The sequence below is a fragment of the Kitasatospora sp. NPDC052868 genome (assembly GCF_044547105.1).
Classification (GTDB): Bacteria; Actinomycetota; Actinomycetes; order Streptomycetales; family Streptomycetaceae; genus Kitasatospora.
In genome coordinates this window covers 56,136-69,621 of record NZ_JBITZW010000010.1, presented here as the reverse complement: position 1 = coordinate 69,621, position 13,486 = coordinate 56,136, and the positions used below count along the sequence as shown (strand labels likewise).

General features: G+C 71.6%; 14 protein-coding genes. 4 read left to right on the top strand and 10 right to left on the bottom strand.

What is annotated here, in order from left to right:
- Both ACIGZJ_RS18755 and ACIGZJ_RS18750 read right to left on the bottom strand, forming a co-directional pair.
- Complete coding sequence (locus ACIGZJ_RS18755) at positions 1 to 1,005, bottom strand: DMT family transporter (protein WP_396458238.1); 1,005 nt, start codon at positions 1,003 to 1,005, stop codon at positions 1 to 3.
- Between the two features lie 237 nt (positions 1,006 to 1,242).
- Positions 1,243 to 1,941, bottom strand: coding sequence for a CatB-related O-acetyltransferase (locus ACIGZJ_RS18750; RefSeq protein ID WP_396458237.1), 699 nt, complete (start codon positions 1,939 to 1,941; stop codon positions 1,243 to 1,245).
- 174 nt (positions 1,942 to 2,115) lie between these two features.
- Between ACIGZJ_RS18750 and ACIGZJ_RS18745 the strand changes: the two genes are divergently transcribed.
- The 4 genes from ACIGZJ_RS18745 to ACIGZJ_RS18730 all read left to right on the top strand — a co-directional run bounded on the left by ACIGZJ_RS18745 (position 2,116) and on the right by ACIGZJ_RS18730 (position 5,012).
- A complete protein-coding gene (locus tag ACIGZJ_RS18745) occupies positions 2,116 to 2,763 on the top strand; it encodes a TetR/AcrR family transcriptional regulator (protein ID WP_396458236.1) in 648 nt (215 codons plus the stop codon).
- Between the two features lie 223 nt (positions 2,764 to 2,986).
- On the top strand, positions 2,987 to 3,652 hold the full coding sequence (locus ACIGZJ_RS18740; protein ID WP_392928378.1) for a peptidylprolyl isomerase: 666 nt from the start codon (positions 2,987 to 2,989) through the stop codon (positions 3,650 to 3,652).
- A 274-nt stretch (positions 3,653 to 3,926) separates the two neighbouring features.
- A complete protein-coding gene (locus ACIGZJ_RS18735) occupies positions 3,927 to 4,292 on the top strand; it encodes a MazG-like family protein (RefSeq protein ID WP_396458235.1) in 366 nt (121 codons plus the stop codon).
- A 201-nt stretch (positions 4,293 to 4,493) separates the two neighbouring features.
- The gene (locus ACIGZJ_RS18730; protein ID WP_396458234.1) at positions 4,494 to 5,012 is read left to right on the top strand and encodes a hypothetical protein; all 519 of its coding nucleotides are present in this window, start codon (positions 4,494 to 4,496) and stop codon (positions 5,010 to 5,012) included.
- A 345-nt stretch (positions 5,013 to 5,357) separates the two neighbouring features.
- On the opposite strand, the gene ACIGZJ_RS18725 is transcribed toward ACIGZJ_RS18730, so the two are convergent.
- The 8 genes from ACIGZJ_RS18725 to mqnC all read right to left on the bottom strand — a co-directional run bounded on the left by ACIGZJ_RS18725 (position 5,358) and on the right by mqnC (position 13,474).
- Positions 5,358 to 6,068: a serine hydrolase gene (locus ACIGZJ_RS18725; protein WP_396458233.1), complete on the bottom strand. Its 711-nt coding sequence runs from the start codon at positions 6,066 to 6,068 to the stop codon at positions 5,358 to 5,360.
- Between the two features lie 340 nt (positions 6,069 to 6,408).
- Positions 6,409 to 7,329 (bottom strand): hypothetical protein, encoded by a 921-nt coding sequence (locus ACIGZJ_RS18720; protein ID WP_396458232.1) that lies wholly within the window; start codon positions 7,327 to 7,329, stop codon positions 6,409 to 6,411.
- Positions 7,326 to 7,847: a SigE family RNA polymerase sigma factor gene (locus ACIGZJ_RS18715; protein WP_396458419.1), complete on the bottom strand. Its 522-nt coding sequence runs from the start codon at positions 7,845 to 7,847 to the stop codon at positions 7,326 to 7,328. Before ACIGZJ_RS18715 ends, ACIGZJ_RS18720 begins: the two co-directional genes overlap by 4 nt.
- Positions 7,848 to 8,421: 574 nt before the next feature.
- Positions 8,422 to 9,705, bottom strand: a complete 1,284-nt coding sequence (locus ACIGZJ_RS18710; protein ID WP_396458418.1) for a geranylgeranyl reductase family protein — start codon at positions 9,703 to 9,705, stop codon at positions 8,422 to 8,424.
- A 94-nt stretch (positions 9,706 to 9,799) separates the two neighbouring features.
- Positions 9,800 to 10,492, bottom strand: coding sequence for a demethylmenaquinone methyltransferase (locus ACIGZJ_RS18705; protein WP_392928367.1), 693 nt, complete (start codon positions 10,490 to 10,492; stop codon positions 9,800 to 9,802).
- 199 nt (positions 10,493 to 10,691) lie between these two features.
- Positions 10,692 to 11,279, bottom strand: a complete 588-nt coding sequence (locus ACIGZJ_RS18700; protein WP_396458231.1) for a hypothetical protein — start codon at positions 11,277 to 11,279, stop codon at positions 10,692 to 10,694.
- Between the two features lie 238 nt (positions 11,280 to 11,517).
- Positions 11,518 to 12,219, bottom strand: coding sequence for an imidazolonepropionase-like domain-containing protein (locus ACIGZJ_RS18695; RefSeq protein ID WP_396458230.1), 702 nt, complete (start codon positions 12,217 to 12,219; stop codon positions 11,518 to 11,520).
- A 31-nt stretch (positions 12,220 to 12,250) separates the two neighbouring features.
- Entirely contained in the window at positions 12,251 to 13,474 is a 1,224-nt protein-coding gene (gene mqnC / locus ACIGZJ_RS18690; protein ID WP_396458229.1) for a cyclic dehypoxanthinyl futalosine synthase, read from the bottom strand.
- Positions 13,475 to 13,486 lie beyond the last annotated feature (12 nt).

Here is a 13,486-nt window from a genome sequence, read left to right as displayed (position 1 = left end):
TCACGCCGACGCCGGCGCCGCGGCTGGAGCCGGCTCCGGGCTCGGCTCCGGGGTGGTCGTCGACACCGGGCCGGCGTCGGGCTCCCGGTCGGCTTCGGGCTCCGAGCCGACCGCACGCTGCGCGGCCGGGGCGCTCGTACGGCGGCCCCACTCGGTGGCGATGAGGACAAGTACGGCGCCGAACAGGGCCAGCGGGCCGAGGTGGTCGCCGGCCAGGGTGATGCCGAAGACGGCGGCCCAGAGGGGTTCGGTCCCGAGCAGCAGACTGACCCGGGATGGCGAGGTGGTACGCACCGCCCACATCTGAACGAAGAAGGCGAACAAGGTGCAGAGCAGAGTCAGGTGGAGCAGCCAGGCCCACTGCGACGGCCCGTACGAGGCCGCCAGGGTCCACGGGGCGGGGCCGGCGAAGGGCGTCACCAGAGCGAAGACCGCGGTCGCCGTGGCGAGTTGCACCCAGGTGGCAGCCAGCGAGTCCGTACCCCGGATCGCGGGGATCCGGGACATGGTGAGCACATGGACGGTCCGCACCAGGGCAGCGCCGAGCATCAGCAGGTCACCGAGCGAAGGCGCCTTCAACCCGCCTCCCCCGGTAAGCAGCGCAATACCGAGCACCGACAGGCCTGCCGCTGCCAGAAAGGCACGCGGTGGCGATGTCCGACCAAGGGCACTCTCAGCGAGAGGAGTGAACACCATCGTGAGGCTGATGATCAGACCGGCATTGGTGGCCGAGGTGTGCACCGCGCCATATGTCTCCAGCAGGAAGATCCCGCTGAGGACCAGGCCCAGCAGCGCGCCGCCCAGCCACTCCCTGCGCCCCATCCCCCGCAGGGCACTCCATGCGAACACTCCGAGTACCGGCAGCACCAGCGCGAACCGCAGCACCAGCATTGCCACGACCGTCCCCGGCTCGGCGACCCGTTGCACCGCCAGAAAGCTCGACCCCCACACCACTGCGACCAGCAACACCGGCACATCACGAACAAAAGCGGAGGAGGTGCGCATGCGTAGGCCCTTCCGAAGCGGACGGAATCGACAGACGAGATTCCCGTACGGCATCGGACGGATCCCTGTGCAGAGCGTGAGGCCCGCCATCCTCGCGCATCCCGGCCCGGTCCATCAACGGCTTTGCGTCTCCGCCCGCACGGCCCGCGCACACACCTCGCCCGCACGACCTGGACCCGGACCAGGACCAGGACCAGGACCAGGACCAGGACCAGGACCACCGTAGGACCGGAGCGCTCACCGCCTCGGCATGATCTCCACTCCCCGATCCGACCGGTCGCCGACCAGGCCGTTGGCCTCGGCGATGGTCTCGATGTCGGCGGGGGTGCCGGCCATGATGTCCCGCACGTGAGCGGTGACGAGTTCGACGGGCCAGTCCCACCAGGCGGCACGCAGCAGGCGGGCGACGTCGACCTCCGCAAAGCGGCGTCGGATCGTACGGGCGGGGTTGCCGCCGACAACGGTGTACGGCTCGACATCGGCGGTAACCACGGCGCCGGCGGCGATGATCGCGCCATCGCCGATCCGCACTCCGGGGAGAACGGTGGCACCGTAGCCGAACCAGACGTCGTTGCCGATGACGGTGTCACCTCGACTGGGGAGGCCGGTGACGATGTCGAGGGTCCGCTCCGTCCAGCTGCCGCCGAACATCGTGAACGGGAAGGTGGAGACCCCCAGATCGGGGTGCGCGGCACCGGCCATGAGGAAGCGGGTACCGGTAGCGATCGCGCAGTACCTGCCGATCACCAACCGTTCGGGCCCATAGGCGTAGAGGACATTGCGCTCCTCGAAGGCGGTGGCAGCGTCGGGGTCGTCGAAATAGGTGTACTCGCCGACCTCGATACGCGGGTCGGTGACCAGCGAGCGCAGCAGGACAACCCGGTCATGTCCGGCGAGGGGGTGCACCACAGTGGGGTCGGGGATCGCGGCAGTCATGGGACTCCTCTCACGGCCTCGAACACTCAAGGCCCTCGGGCTCTTGGACGCCCGGTCCTTCGGACGCCAAGCCCTCCGGCACCCGAACTCTCGAAATGCGACTCCAGTCGCATTAAGATCGAGGATGGCACGCCCCCAGTGCCACGGCAAGCCTTAATGCGACTGGAGTCGACTTTGAGTGAGAGCAGCCCCATCGACCCCCTCCCGCCCGCCGCCCAGGCGCCCGCCTCCCGGACGGCCGCCACGCGCCCCGGCGGTCGCAGCGCCCGCGTCCGCGCTGACGTCGTGACCGCCACGCTCGCCGAGGTCACCGAGAACGGCTACGACGGGCTGACCATCGAGGCCGTCGCCGCCCGCTCCGGCGTACACAAGGCGACGCTGTACCGACGCTGGGGCGGCGTGGACGGACTGGTCGCCGACGCCCTCACCGCCTCGGCCGACGCACCCTGGGAGGCGCCGAACACCGGGGACTTCGGCGAGGACCTCCGTCGGATCACCCACGAGGTGTACGCCGTCTTCACCGACCCCCGGCTGGGCCCCACCCCCACCGCACTGATCTCCGCCGCCCAGCGCTCGGACGTCGGCGCGGCCGCCCTACGCGAGTTCTTCGCCGCCCGTCACCGCCAGGCCGCCGGCGTCGCCGAACGAGCCACGGCCCGAGGCGAGCTTCCCGCCGGCACCGACGGAGCCGAGGTCGTCCGGGCGGCAACCGCCCCGCTCTACTACCGACTGTTCGTCACCGGCGAGGCGCTCGACGCCCGCACCGCCGAGCGGGCCGCCGACGCCGCCGCCCTCGCCGCCCGGGCCGGCCTGTTCACATGACCCCCCACCAGAATCGCCGACCACCACCAGCCCCTGAACAGCAGGCCGAAACCCCGAACCCGCCAGCAGAACCGACGCCCCGGCCTGCCTGCCCGCCCCAGCCCCAGCCCCAGGCCACCCAATCGCCCCAAGAACCGCCCGGCGTCTACCGAAGCACCCCCCGTCCGTGGATGATGTCGCCATGACAACATCGCCGACCACCATCCTCCGGAAGGCTCGTCAAGTGAAGCGCAAACACTGGGCGTTGCTCACCGCCGCCACTGTCCTCCCGCTGGCCGTGACCACCGGCACCGCCGCCGCGGAGACCCCGCCGGCCGCACCGGCAGCCACCACCTGCACGTACACGCCGGCAGTACCCGCAGACAACTTCAAGGGCATCCCGGTCTTCAACGCCAAGAAGGCCGCCAAGCCCTACAGCGCCACGCTGAAGACCACCCAGGGTTCGATCACCTTCGAGGCCCTGACGGACAAGGCACCCTGCACCACCTTCTCGTTCCGCTTCCTCGCCGAACACGACTACTTCGACCGCAGCCACTGCCACCGCCTCACCACCCAGCGGATCTACGTCCTGCAGTGCGGCGACCCCACCGGTACCGGCAGCGGCGGCCCCGGCTACTCCTTCCCGGACGAGAACCTGACCGGCGCCGTCTACCCCGCCGGCACCGTGGCCATGGCCAACGCCGGGCCGAACACCAACGGCAGCCAGTTCTTCTTCGTCTGGAAGGACACCAAGCTCTCCCCGGCCTACACCCCGTTCGGCCGGATCACCGCGGGCCTGGACGTCCTCCAGAAGATCGCCGCCGGCGGCGAGGACGACCAGAACAACCCGGGCGACGGTTTCCCGACCCTCCCGGTGAACATCCGCAACGTGAAGATCAGCAACCGCTAGACCGCAGCCACCAGCACCACAGCGCCGCAGCGCCGCAGCAGCGGAGCTGCGGCCGAGCCGGGTCGGCTCCCCGAACCAGCTTCGGGGAGCCGACCCAACGGATCCGACCCAGCGACAGCCGGTCCGCCCCGACCAACCGCCACCGGGGCTGAGACCTCCACCGGGGCTGAGACCGAGGCCGGGGCTGAGACCGCGGCCAAGGCTCAGACCGGGGCGGCCCGTCCGACTCCCGTAGCGTGGTCGGCGTCAGCGGAGCCGTACGGGAGCGGGGCAGATGGACAGCAGGATCTGGGAGAGCGTCGACCACCTGGTCGCCTGGTTGGACGAGGAGAGCCTGCTCTCCTCACAGGAGGAGCGCCTGCTGCGCATCCTCAAGCTCTCCGAGGAGGTCGGCGAGGTCGGCGCCGCTGTCATCGGCGCCACCGGTCAGAATCCCCGCAAGGGCGTCACCCACAGCTGGGAGGACGTCCAGCACGAACTCTGCGACGTGGTCTTCTCGGCCCTGGTGGCCCTGCGCACCCTCACCCCGGACGCGGCGCGCGTCTTCGCCGAGCGCCTCGCCTACGTCGAGCAGCGCTCGGCGGCCAGTCGCCGGGAGCCCCAGGACCGCCCGGAGCCCGAGGGCGACCAGGAAGCCTGAAGGCAGGCCTCCGCCGCGCCGACGCCCGGCGCGGGGGCTCACGGAACTCCCCACCCCCGAACGGTGTCCAGGTAGGCGAGGGGGCGGACGGCCTCCCGGGAGGGGGAACACCAGGTGTCCGACACCAGCGGGCGGATCGGCGAGGCCGGGCCCAGGCCCGGGTCCGGGCCCGGGCCTCGGGGGCGGAAGGTGGGGCGGCTGGTGACGGCCTGGACTCTGTCGCTGTGCGGAGTGTTCACCGTGGCCGTCGCCGGTTGGGGCGTGGTCGCGGTGATGCGGGACCACGTTCCGCGCGAGACCGACGTCAGCCGGGCTGAGCGGCTGGCGCAGTTGCACGCCGGGCAGCACCCGGGCAAGGGCCGCTACTACATCCCGGAGGCCGCCCACTACGGCCGGGCACCCGACGGGACTCCGGTCGGCTACCTCCACTACCGCCTCGGCGGTGGTGACGACGTGAACCTGGACGACTTCCTCCACGTCTACGACCTCCCGCAGCCGGGCGCCCCGGTCCCCCTCCCCGCCGACCTGAGGGCGGCCCTGCCCGGCGAGGAGCCCGCCGAGGCCGCACAGCTGCCCCAACCGACCGACAGCACCGCCACAAGCAGCAGCACCGGAACCAGCAGCAGCACCGCCACCACCAGACGACAGATCTACGTGGCGCCCGCGAACACCGGCCTGGCCGGCGCCGCGGACGTCTACGTACGGGCCACCGCGAGCTGAGCCGCTCCAGGCAGAGCGCCCAACGGCTGGGACCAGCAGCCAGGACCAGCAGCTGGGACCCCCGCCGGGGGACCAGCCACGCAGGCCCGCCGAAAGAGAGCCCCCAGGCCCGAGCTCCCAGCGTCGGCCGGTGCCGCGGCGTGCCTTCGGGGACGCCGCGGCGCCGGCGTGCGGGGCGGCCCCCGGCCACCGTCCACGCCCCACGGGCATGGCCTGACGCCGTGACGCCCTTTGCGGCGTTTGGGTGGTTACGCACTGGACGCGGCGATCGGGCGCGGACCTGCGGGCCGGAACGCCTCCCGGATCCGCGCCGGAACCGGGGGCGCCCATCGGACGAGAGGGGGCTCAGGACGTTCGCACCAGCGCCTCGACCGCGGTCGCCGCGGTCTGTTCGACGAGTGCGATGCCGGCCTCCCGCGTGGGCTGACCGTCGGTGAGTACGACGACGAGCAGACTGTGTCCCGCGCGCTCGACGACGCCCACGCTGTTGACGACCCACCGCTGAGGCGCCCCGTCCGGGAGCCAGCCGTTCTTGAGCACGGGCGGGTCGCCGGGCGCTCCCGCTGCGCCGACGCCCCAGTTCTGTCCGTCGGTGACGGCGCTCATGAGAGTGCGCAGGTACGACCGGGACGCGGCGTTCAAGGGGGAGTCCTGGGTGAACACGGCTTTCAGGAGGGAGATCTGGTCACCGGCCGTGGTCCGGGTCAGTCCCCAGGGTCCCGTTTGGCCGGCGTGCGCCGGGGTGAGTCCGAGTCGGGCATTGGCCGCGTCCAGGCCTTGGCGTCTTCCTATGTCGGTCCAGAGCTTCTGCGCCGCGTCGTTGTCGCTGACGCGGATCATGTCGGAGGCCAGTTGTCGCTGAGCAGAGCTGAGCCGGCCTCCGCGGTCCTGCGTCTGCAGCAGCAGGGCGGCCAGAATGTTGACTTTGATGATGCTCGCGGAGGTGAAGGTCTCGGTGGACGAACCGTAGGCGGCCGAGCGGCCCGAGGTGAGGTCCTCGACGGCGAGAGCGTACCGGCCGTGGTGCACCCCGAGCCCGTCGAGCGCGAGGCGCACAGCCTGTTCCGGCGTTGTCGTACGTGTGGCGGCAAGTTGCTCGGGAAGCGTGCCCGGCACTGACGGGGTCGACGCCGCTGACGGGGTTGACGTCGGCAGCGGGCCGGAAGGGGCGCCTTCGGCGGGACTCGAGGTCGGGACCACGACGTGGGCCACCATGGCGACGCCCACGAGTACGGGTATGACGAAGGCTGTCCGATGCTTCATGCGGGCACTCGCTCTCCGACATCCGGGCATGCGGACATCGCCTATCGGCCGGTAAGGGCGTGCAGGGGTCTCCGGGCGCGCCGCGGTGCGCGCCCGGTCCGGTGTCGTTGGCCTCAGTGGCGGCCGGTGCGGCTCACTTGCCGCAGGATCCGAAGATCTTCCCGTTCTCGTCGATCTCGATCGAGAAGTCCTGGTGGCCGCCGAGGTTCACGGTCCATCCGTGGGTGAGAGTTCCGGACGAGGGGTTGTCGGCGAGCCAGAACGGGGGGGTGGTGAAGGAGCAGGTGCCGGCGGCCGGGCCCTGGCCGGAGCGAAGGTTCGCGGTCACGAACTGTTCCCCGAGCCCCGCCACTGCTGTGGAGTCTCCGGACCTGGTGGCCGCCACCAGCCCGCCGTAGAAGCCGGAAACCGTGGGGTCGCCGCCCTTGCTGTCTCCGACGACCGGCCTGCAGGTCAGGTCGGTCACCTTCCCCGTGGCCCCGTCGAAGGTCAGCGAAGGGGCCCGATCGAGCCGTGCAACCCCCTGGTACAGCAGGACCTCGCCCGCCGCCAGCACGCCGTCGACCGAGGCGCCGCAGGTCACACCGCTGGAGTCGGCGCCCCAGATCCGTTGGTACGTGGACTCGTTGGCGAACAGAGCTGCTACCGCCACCGGGTCCACCTGGGAGCGGGTGGCCGGGTTCTGGTAGCGCAGGGCAGCGAGGAACAGGGCGTTCGTCGTCCGGTCCGGGTCGGCCGGGGAGACCGGTTTCGATGCCGAAGCCGAAGCCGTGGGCGATGGCGGCTCGGTGGGCGGGGGTGAAGGCGGCAGCTCGACACTCGGCGCGGTCGATGCCTGGACGGGCACCGAGACGCGGTCATGATCGGCTCGGGACAGGAAGCCGGCGCCCAGGGCCACGATCGCCACGGCCGCCGCCGCACCTGCCTGCAGGCGCCGGCGGCGCTGCCGTACCGACCCGATGAGGCCGTCGACGTCGTAGCCGCCCGGCGGCTCCTGCCGTGAACGGTCGAGCATGGCAGCGGCCAGCTCCTGCTCCAGGTCGTAGTCCTTCATGCCGCCCCTCCTGAACGTGACTGCACTGCCTGGGCATCGACGGTCGACCGGAGTTTCGACAGGCCCCGGGCCACCTGGGACCGGACCGAGCCGGCCGAGATGTTCATCAGGTGGCCTATCTCCACGTCGTCGAGATCTTCGAAGTACCGCAGCACCAGTACGGTGCGCATGCCGATCGGCAGGGACTGCAGCTCGCGCATCAAGGCGTCGCGGACCACGAGACCTCTGTACGGATCGACGTGTCCGTCCCCGACGCCGTCGTCCAGGGGCACTTCCGCATGTCCGCGCAGTTTGCGCCAGCGGTCGTTGGCGAGGTTCACCAGGATCCTGCGCGCATAGGCCTCCGGCGCGTCGGCGGAGCGGACCCGGCGCCAGTGCCGACAGACCTGCTCCAGCGTGGACTGCACCAGATCGTCCGCCACATGACGCTCGCCGGTGAGCAGCAGTGCGGTCCTGAAGAGGGCGGACGACCGGGCGTGCACAAATGCCGTGAAGGCAGGGACGTCAGCGGTTCGCATGGTCACCCGGCTGCTGTCTGTTGAGCATCCTCGCCCCTCCCGAAGCCCCCTTGGCTCCCCCGCCCAACCTGACGGAGCCCGGTTCGCGACTGCTGCACGCGATCTTCGGTCGTGATGCAAGCGTTATTTGCGGCGGGCTCCCGCGCCCGCAGTCGGGGGCGGTGCGGCGGGAGCGGTGCGGCGGGGGCGGCGGGGGCGATGCCGGTCTAGCACCACATGATCACCGGGGCCCGTTCCTCCTGGTCGGTCGAGCAACCAGTGCTGGTCGGCCTGGCTCCCGCAGTCCCGCGGCATGACCACCGAGCTGCGCCCCCGGTTGTAGGTGTCCGCGCACTGGCCGGGGATGGAGCCGATCCTCCAGGACTGCACCGCCGGGTAGCAGAACACACCGCGAGCCCACGCCACTGCCTCGCCGATCTCCTCGCCGGAGATCTGCTCCGGTAGCTCGCGGCGCAGCATGTTCGCGGTCCCGATGTAGTCGGGGTCCGGGTCACGGACCTTCGCGAGGAGCTACCAGGCCCTCGCCACCATCGCCTGCCTCAAGCCATGGCTGCCATGACTTTGCGGACACGCCTCAGGCGTTCGGGGCGGCCTTCGCCAGGCCGTTGATGATGCGGTCCATCGCGTCGCCGCCCTGGGGGTCGGTCAGGTTGGCCAGCATCTTCAGGACGAACTTCATCAGGATCGGGTGGGTGAGGCCGCGCTGGGTGGCGAGCTGCATCACCTTCGGGTTGCCGATGAGCTTCACGAAGCCGCGGCCGAGGGTGTAGTAACCGCCGTAGACGTCCTTGAGGATCCGCGGGTACGCCTGGAGGGCGCGCTCGCGGCCCGCCTCGGTCACGCGGGCGTTGGCCTGGACGATGACCCCGGCGGCGATCTGCCCGGATTCCATCGCGTAGGCGATGCCCTCGCCGTTGAACGGGTTGACCATCCCGGCCGCGTCGCCGACCAGCAGCAGGCCGCGGGTGTAGTGCGGCTGCCGGTTGAAGGCCATCGGCAGGGCGGCGCCGCGGATCGGGTCGGTCATGTTCTCCGGCGTGTAGCCCCACTCCTCCGGCATGCTGGCGCACCAGGCCTTGAGCACCTCGCGCCAGTCCAGCTCGCCGAAGGCGGGTGAGGAGTTCAGAATGCCGAGGCCGACGTTGGACGTGCCGTCGCCCATCCCGAAGATCCAGCCGTAGCCGGGCAGCAGCTTCCGCTGGCCGTCCCGGGTGTCCCACAGCTCCAGCCAGGACTCCAGGTAGTCGTCGTCGTGGCGCGGCGAGGTGAAGTACGTCCGGTAGGCGACGCCCATCGGGCGGTCCTCGCGGCGGTGCAGGCCCATGGCGAGCGAGAGCCGCGTCGAGTTGCCGTCGGCGGCGACGACCAGCGGTGCCCGGAAGACGACCGGGCGCTTCTCCTCGCCGAGCTTGGCGGTGACGCCGACGATCCGGCCGGTGCGGTCGTCCAGGACCGGACCGCTGACGTTGCAGCGCTCGTACAGCCGGGCGCCGGCCTTCTCGGCCTGCCGGGCCAACAGCTCGTCGAAGTCGGCGCGCTTGCGGACCAGCCCGTAGTCGGGGAAGGCCGACAGCTCCGGCCAGTCCAGCTCCAGCCGGACGCCGCCGCCGATGATCCGCAGGCCCTTGTTGTGCAGCCAGCCGTTCTCCAGCGACACGTCGATGCCCATGTCGACCAGCTGCTTGGTGGCACGCGGGGTCAGACCGTCGCCGCAGACCTTCTCACGCGGGAAGGCCGTCTTCTCCAGCAGCAGCACGTCCAGGCCGGCCTGCGCGAGGTAGTACGCGGTGGTGGCACCCGCCGGGCCCGCGCCGACCACGATGACGTCGGCGGTGCTCTCCACAACCCCTGCGCTCAGGTCAACTGCGGTCTCGGACACGGTGGGCACACTCCTGCTGCGGGTCGGCTGGGCTTGGACGAGTCTACGAGCTGCTGACGGCCGGCCGGCCCGCTCAGACCTTGTACGCGCGGTGCAGCGCGACGATCCCGCCGGTGAGGTTCCGCCAGGCGGCCTTGCCCCAACCGGCATCCTGCAACTTCGCGGCCAGCCCGGGCTGGTCCGGCCAGGCGCGGATGGACTCGGCGAGGTAGACGTAGGCGTCCGGGTTGCTGCTGACGGCGGTGGCCACCGGCGGCAGCGCGCGCATCAGGTACTCGGTGTAGACGGTCCGGAACGGCGTCCAGGTCGGGGTGGAGAACTCGCAGATCACGAGCTTGCCGCCGGGCTTGGTGACCCGGTACATCTCGCGCAGCGCGGCCTCGGTGTCGTGCACGTTGCGCAGCGCGAAGGAGATCGTCACCGCGTCGAAGGTGCCGTCGGCGAACGGCAGCCTGGTGGCGTCGCCCGCGGTGAGCGGCAGCTCGGGGTGGCGGCGCTTGCCCTCGGTGAGCATGCCCACCGAGAAGTCGCACGGGACGACCTTGGCGCCGGCGTCGACGAAGGGCAGCGAGGACGTACCGGTGCCGGCCCCGAGGTCGAGCACGAGGTCTCCCGGTCCGGCGGCCACCGCCTCGGCCACCGCCCGGCGCCAGGCGCGGGCCTGGCCCAGGGAGATCACGTCGTTGGTGCGGTCGTACTTCGCCGCGACGTCGTCGAACATGGCGGCGACTTCGTGCGGCTGCTTGTCCAGAGAGGCTCGGGTCACGACCCCATTGTTCACCCTGGGGACGACAGCACGGGCAAGGGGGCACGCCGTCCGTCGCACGAGACCCTCACCTGCCCACCCGCCGGGGCTCCGGAACGCCCGACCAGAGCACCGGAACACCCGCCACGGCCCCCGCCAGGACAGGACGACGACCCGGCGCCGCCAAAGCGTCAGTGCAGACCCCGGCGCCGCCGAAGCGTCAGTGCAGACCCCGGCGACCGCCCGAGCGGCGCCGGCGGCGCGAGCGCTTGCCCTGCGTTATCGCGGGCATCCCGTCGGGCAGGGCGCCCGCGGCGAGCGCGACGGTGGTGGCGAAGCGGCTCTGACCGCTGCGGATGGCCACCGCCCGGCGGTGCCGGAGGATCCGCAGCATGCAGACGGCGAAGAACAGCAGGGCCACCGGCACGCTGAACCGGGCCAGCCCGACTCCGACCGGCTGCGGGTAGGTGTCGCCGCAGATCCGTACCGCGCCCACGTCGTCGGCGGCGTGTTCCAGGCAGATCGCGTCGCCGAGCTTGGCGCCGTCCGCCAGCGGCAGCGCGGCGGCGGTGTGCGGCTGCCCGGCGGCCCGGTAGCTGACGGCGCTGTAGGAGCCGCCGCCGGTGGGCAGCTGGGTGACGACGCCCTCGACTCTCACCGGGTGGGCGCCGATCCGGTCCGCCTGGTCGGCTTGGCGCCAACCGAGCAGGCACATGCCGACGGCCAGCACGGCGCTGAGCACAGCGGCGAGGTACCAACCACGGCCCAACCGCGGGGAGCGCGGCGGGGGGACGGTCGCGGATCGCATGGTTCCTGTCCTGGCTTGCCTTCGGGGCCTGGGACAGGGCCCCGACACCCGCCGGGGGGACGGGTGATGTGTGGTGAGGGTACGGAGTGAGCTGTCCGGGATCGTATCCGCTGGCGGGCCCTCAGGTCACGGCGAAGGGTGAATCAGGCGATATGGCCGCCAGCGGAGTTCGGCGGCACACGAAGGAAGTCCGGTACGTCGAACGGGAATCCGGCTACCAACGGGTAGGCGATCGGATTCAGCGCCGCCGGTACAGCAGGCGGCCGGCCAGCACGGTGGCGAGGCAGCCGCCGGGGCGCGGGACGCCGTCATCGGCGCCGAACACCGCGAAGTCGGCCCGCCCACCGACCGTCAGCCGCCCGTACACCGCCGCGGCGAGCGGCAGCACGGCAAGCGGGTCAAGCGGCCCCTCGCCCCCCACAGACCCACCGGCGACCCCGGCCCCCGCGACTCCCCCGGCTCCCCCAGCCACCGGACCCCCCAGCGCGGCCAGCCCCGAACGCGCCACCGCCATCCGCACCGCATCGTGCTCGAACGGACCGGCCACCGCCGTCACCCCGAAGCCGAGCATCCGCTGCAGTCCGCGCCGGGCGCTCGCGCCGTACCGCGCCGGATCGGCCCCACCCGCACCACCCGCCGGGCCATCCGCCGCACCCACAAGGCCCCCGGGCACCGGCTCGCTGCCAACCCCCTCCCGCGGGTCCGGGTGGTAGGCGCACTCCAGCAGCCAGCGCCCGTACGGGTTGCACAGCCCGGGCGTGAGCACGGCGTCCCCCCAGTCCCGCACCCGGGCCTGCGGATACGCGTCCGCCGCCGTCCCGAACGGGCCGAGCGCGGCGATCCGCTCGCCCTGCACCACCACCGCCCCGTCGGAGATCGGCGGGGCGGTGGGATCGGCCGGATCGGGCAGCACGAGGGCGGCCCGGTGCAGGGTCAGCACGGCGCAGGCGGGGTCGGCACGGCGGGAGGCGTCAGGCGTTGTCGAGGATCTTCAGCTCCGGGTGCGCCGTCCCGCCCTCGATCGCGGTGGAGGCGATGTGCGAGGCGACCCGCGGGTCCACCGGGTCGTTCGCCGGGTCGTCAAGCACCCGCAGGTGCTGGTACGTGGTCGAGCGCTGGGCCGGCACGCGGTCGGCGGCCCGGATCAGGTGGATCAGCTCGGTGAGGTTGGAGCGGTGCTTGGCACCGGCCGCCGAGACGACGTTCTCCTCCAGCATGACCGAGCCCAGGTCGTCCGCGCCGTAGTGCAGCGACAGCTGGCCGGCCTCCTTGCCGGTGGTCAGCCAGGATCCCTGGATGTGGGCGACGTTGTCGAGGAACAGGCGGGCGATGGCGATCATCCGCAGGTACTCGAAGACGGTGGCCTGGGTCGAGCCCTTCAGGTGGTTGTTCTGCGGCTGGTAGGTGTACGGGATGAAGGCCCGGAAGCCGCCGGTGCGGTCCTGCACCTCGCGGATCATCCGCAGGTGCTCGATCCGCTCGGCGTTGGTCTCGCCGGTGCCCATCAGCATGGTGGAGGTGGACTCCACGCCCAGGCCGTGCGCGGCCTCCATGATCTCCAGCCAGCGCTCACCGGACTCCTTGAGCGGCGCGATCGCCTTGCGCGGCCGCTCCGGCAGCAACTCGGCACCGGCGCCCGCGAAGGAGTCCAGGCCCGCCTTGTGGATCCGGGTGATGGCCTCCTCGATGGAGACCTTGGAGATCCGCGCCATGTGCTCGACCTCGGAGGCGCCCAGCGAGTGGATCACCAGCTGCGGGAAGTCCGCCTTGATCGCCGAGAACGCGCGCTCGTAGTACTCCACGCCGTAGTCCGGGTGGTGGCCGCCCTGGAACATGATCTGGGTGCCGCCCAGCTCGACCGTCTCCGCGCAGCGGCGCAGGATCTCGTCGAGGTCGCGGGACCAGCCCTTGTCGCTCTTCGGCGCCACGTAGAACGCGCAGAACTTGCACGCCGTCACACAGACGTTGGTGTAGTTGATGTTGCGCTCGATGATGTACGTCGCGATGTGCTCGGTACCGGCGTAGCGGCGGCGGCGGACGGCGTCGGCCGCCGAGCCGAGCGCGTGCAGCGGCGCCGAGCGGTACAGCTCCAGCGCCTCCTCCGGGCTGATCCGGCCGCCACCGGCGGCCCGGTCGAGGATGGCCTGCAGGTCGGTGCTGGGCGCATCGAGGGTGATCGCTGCGAGCTCGGACACCTGGCGGCCTTC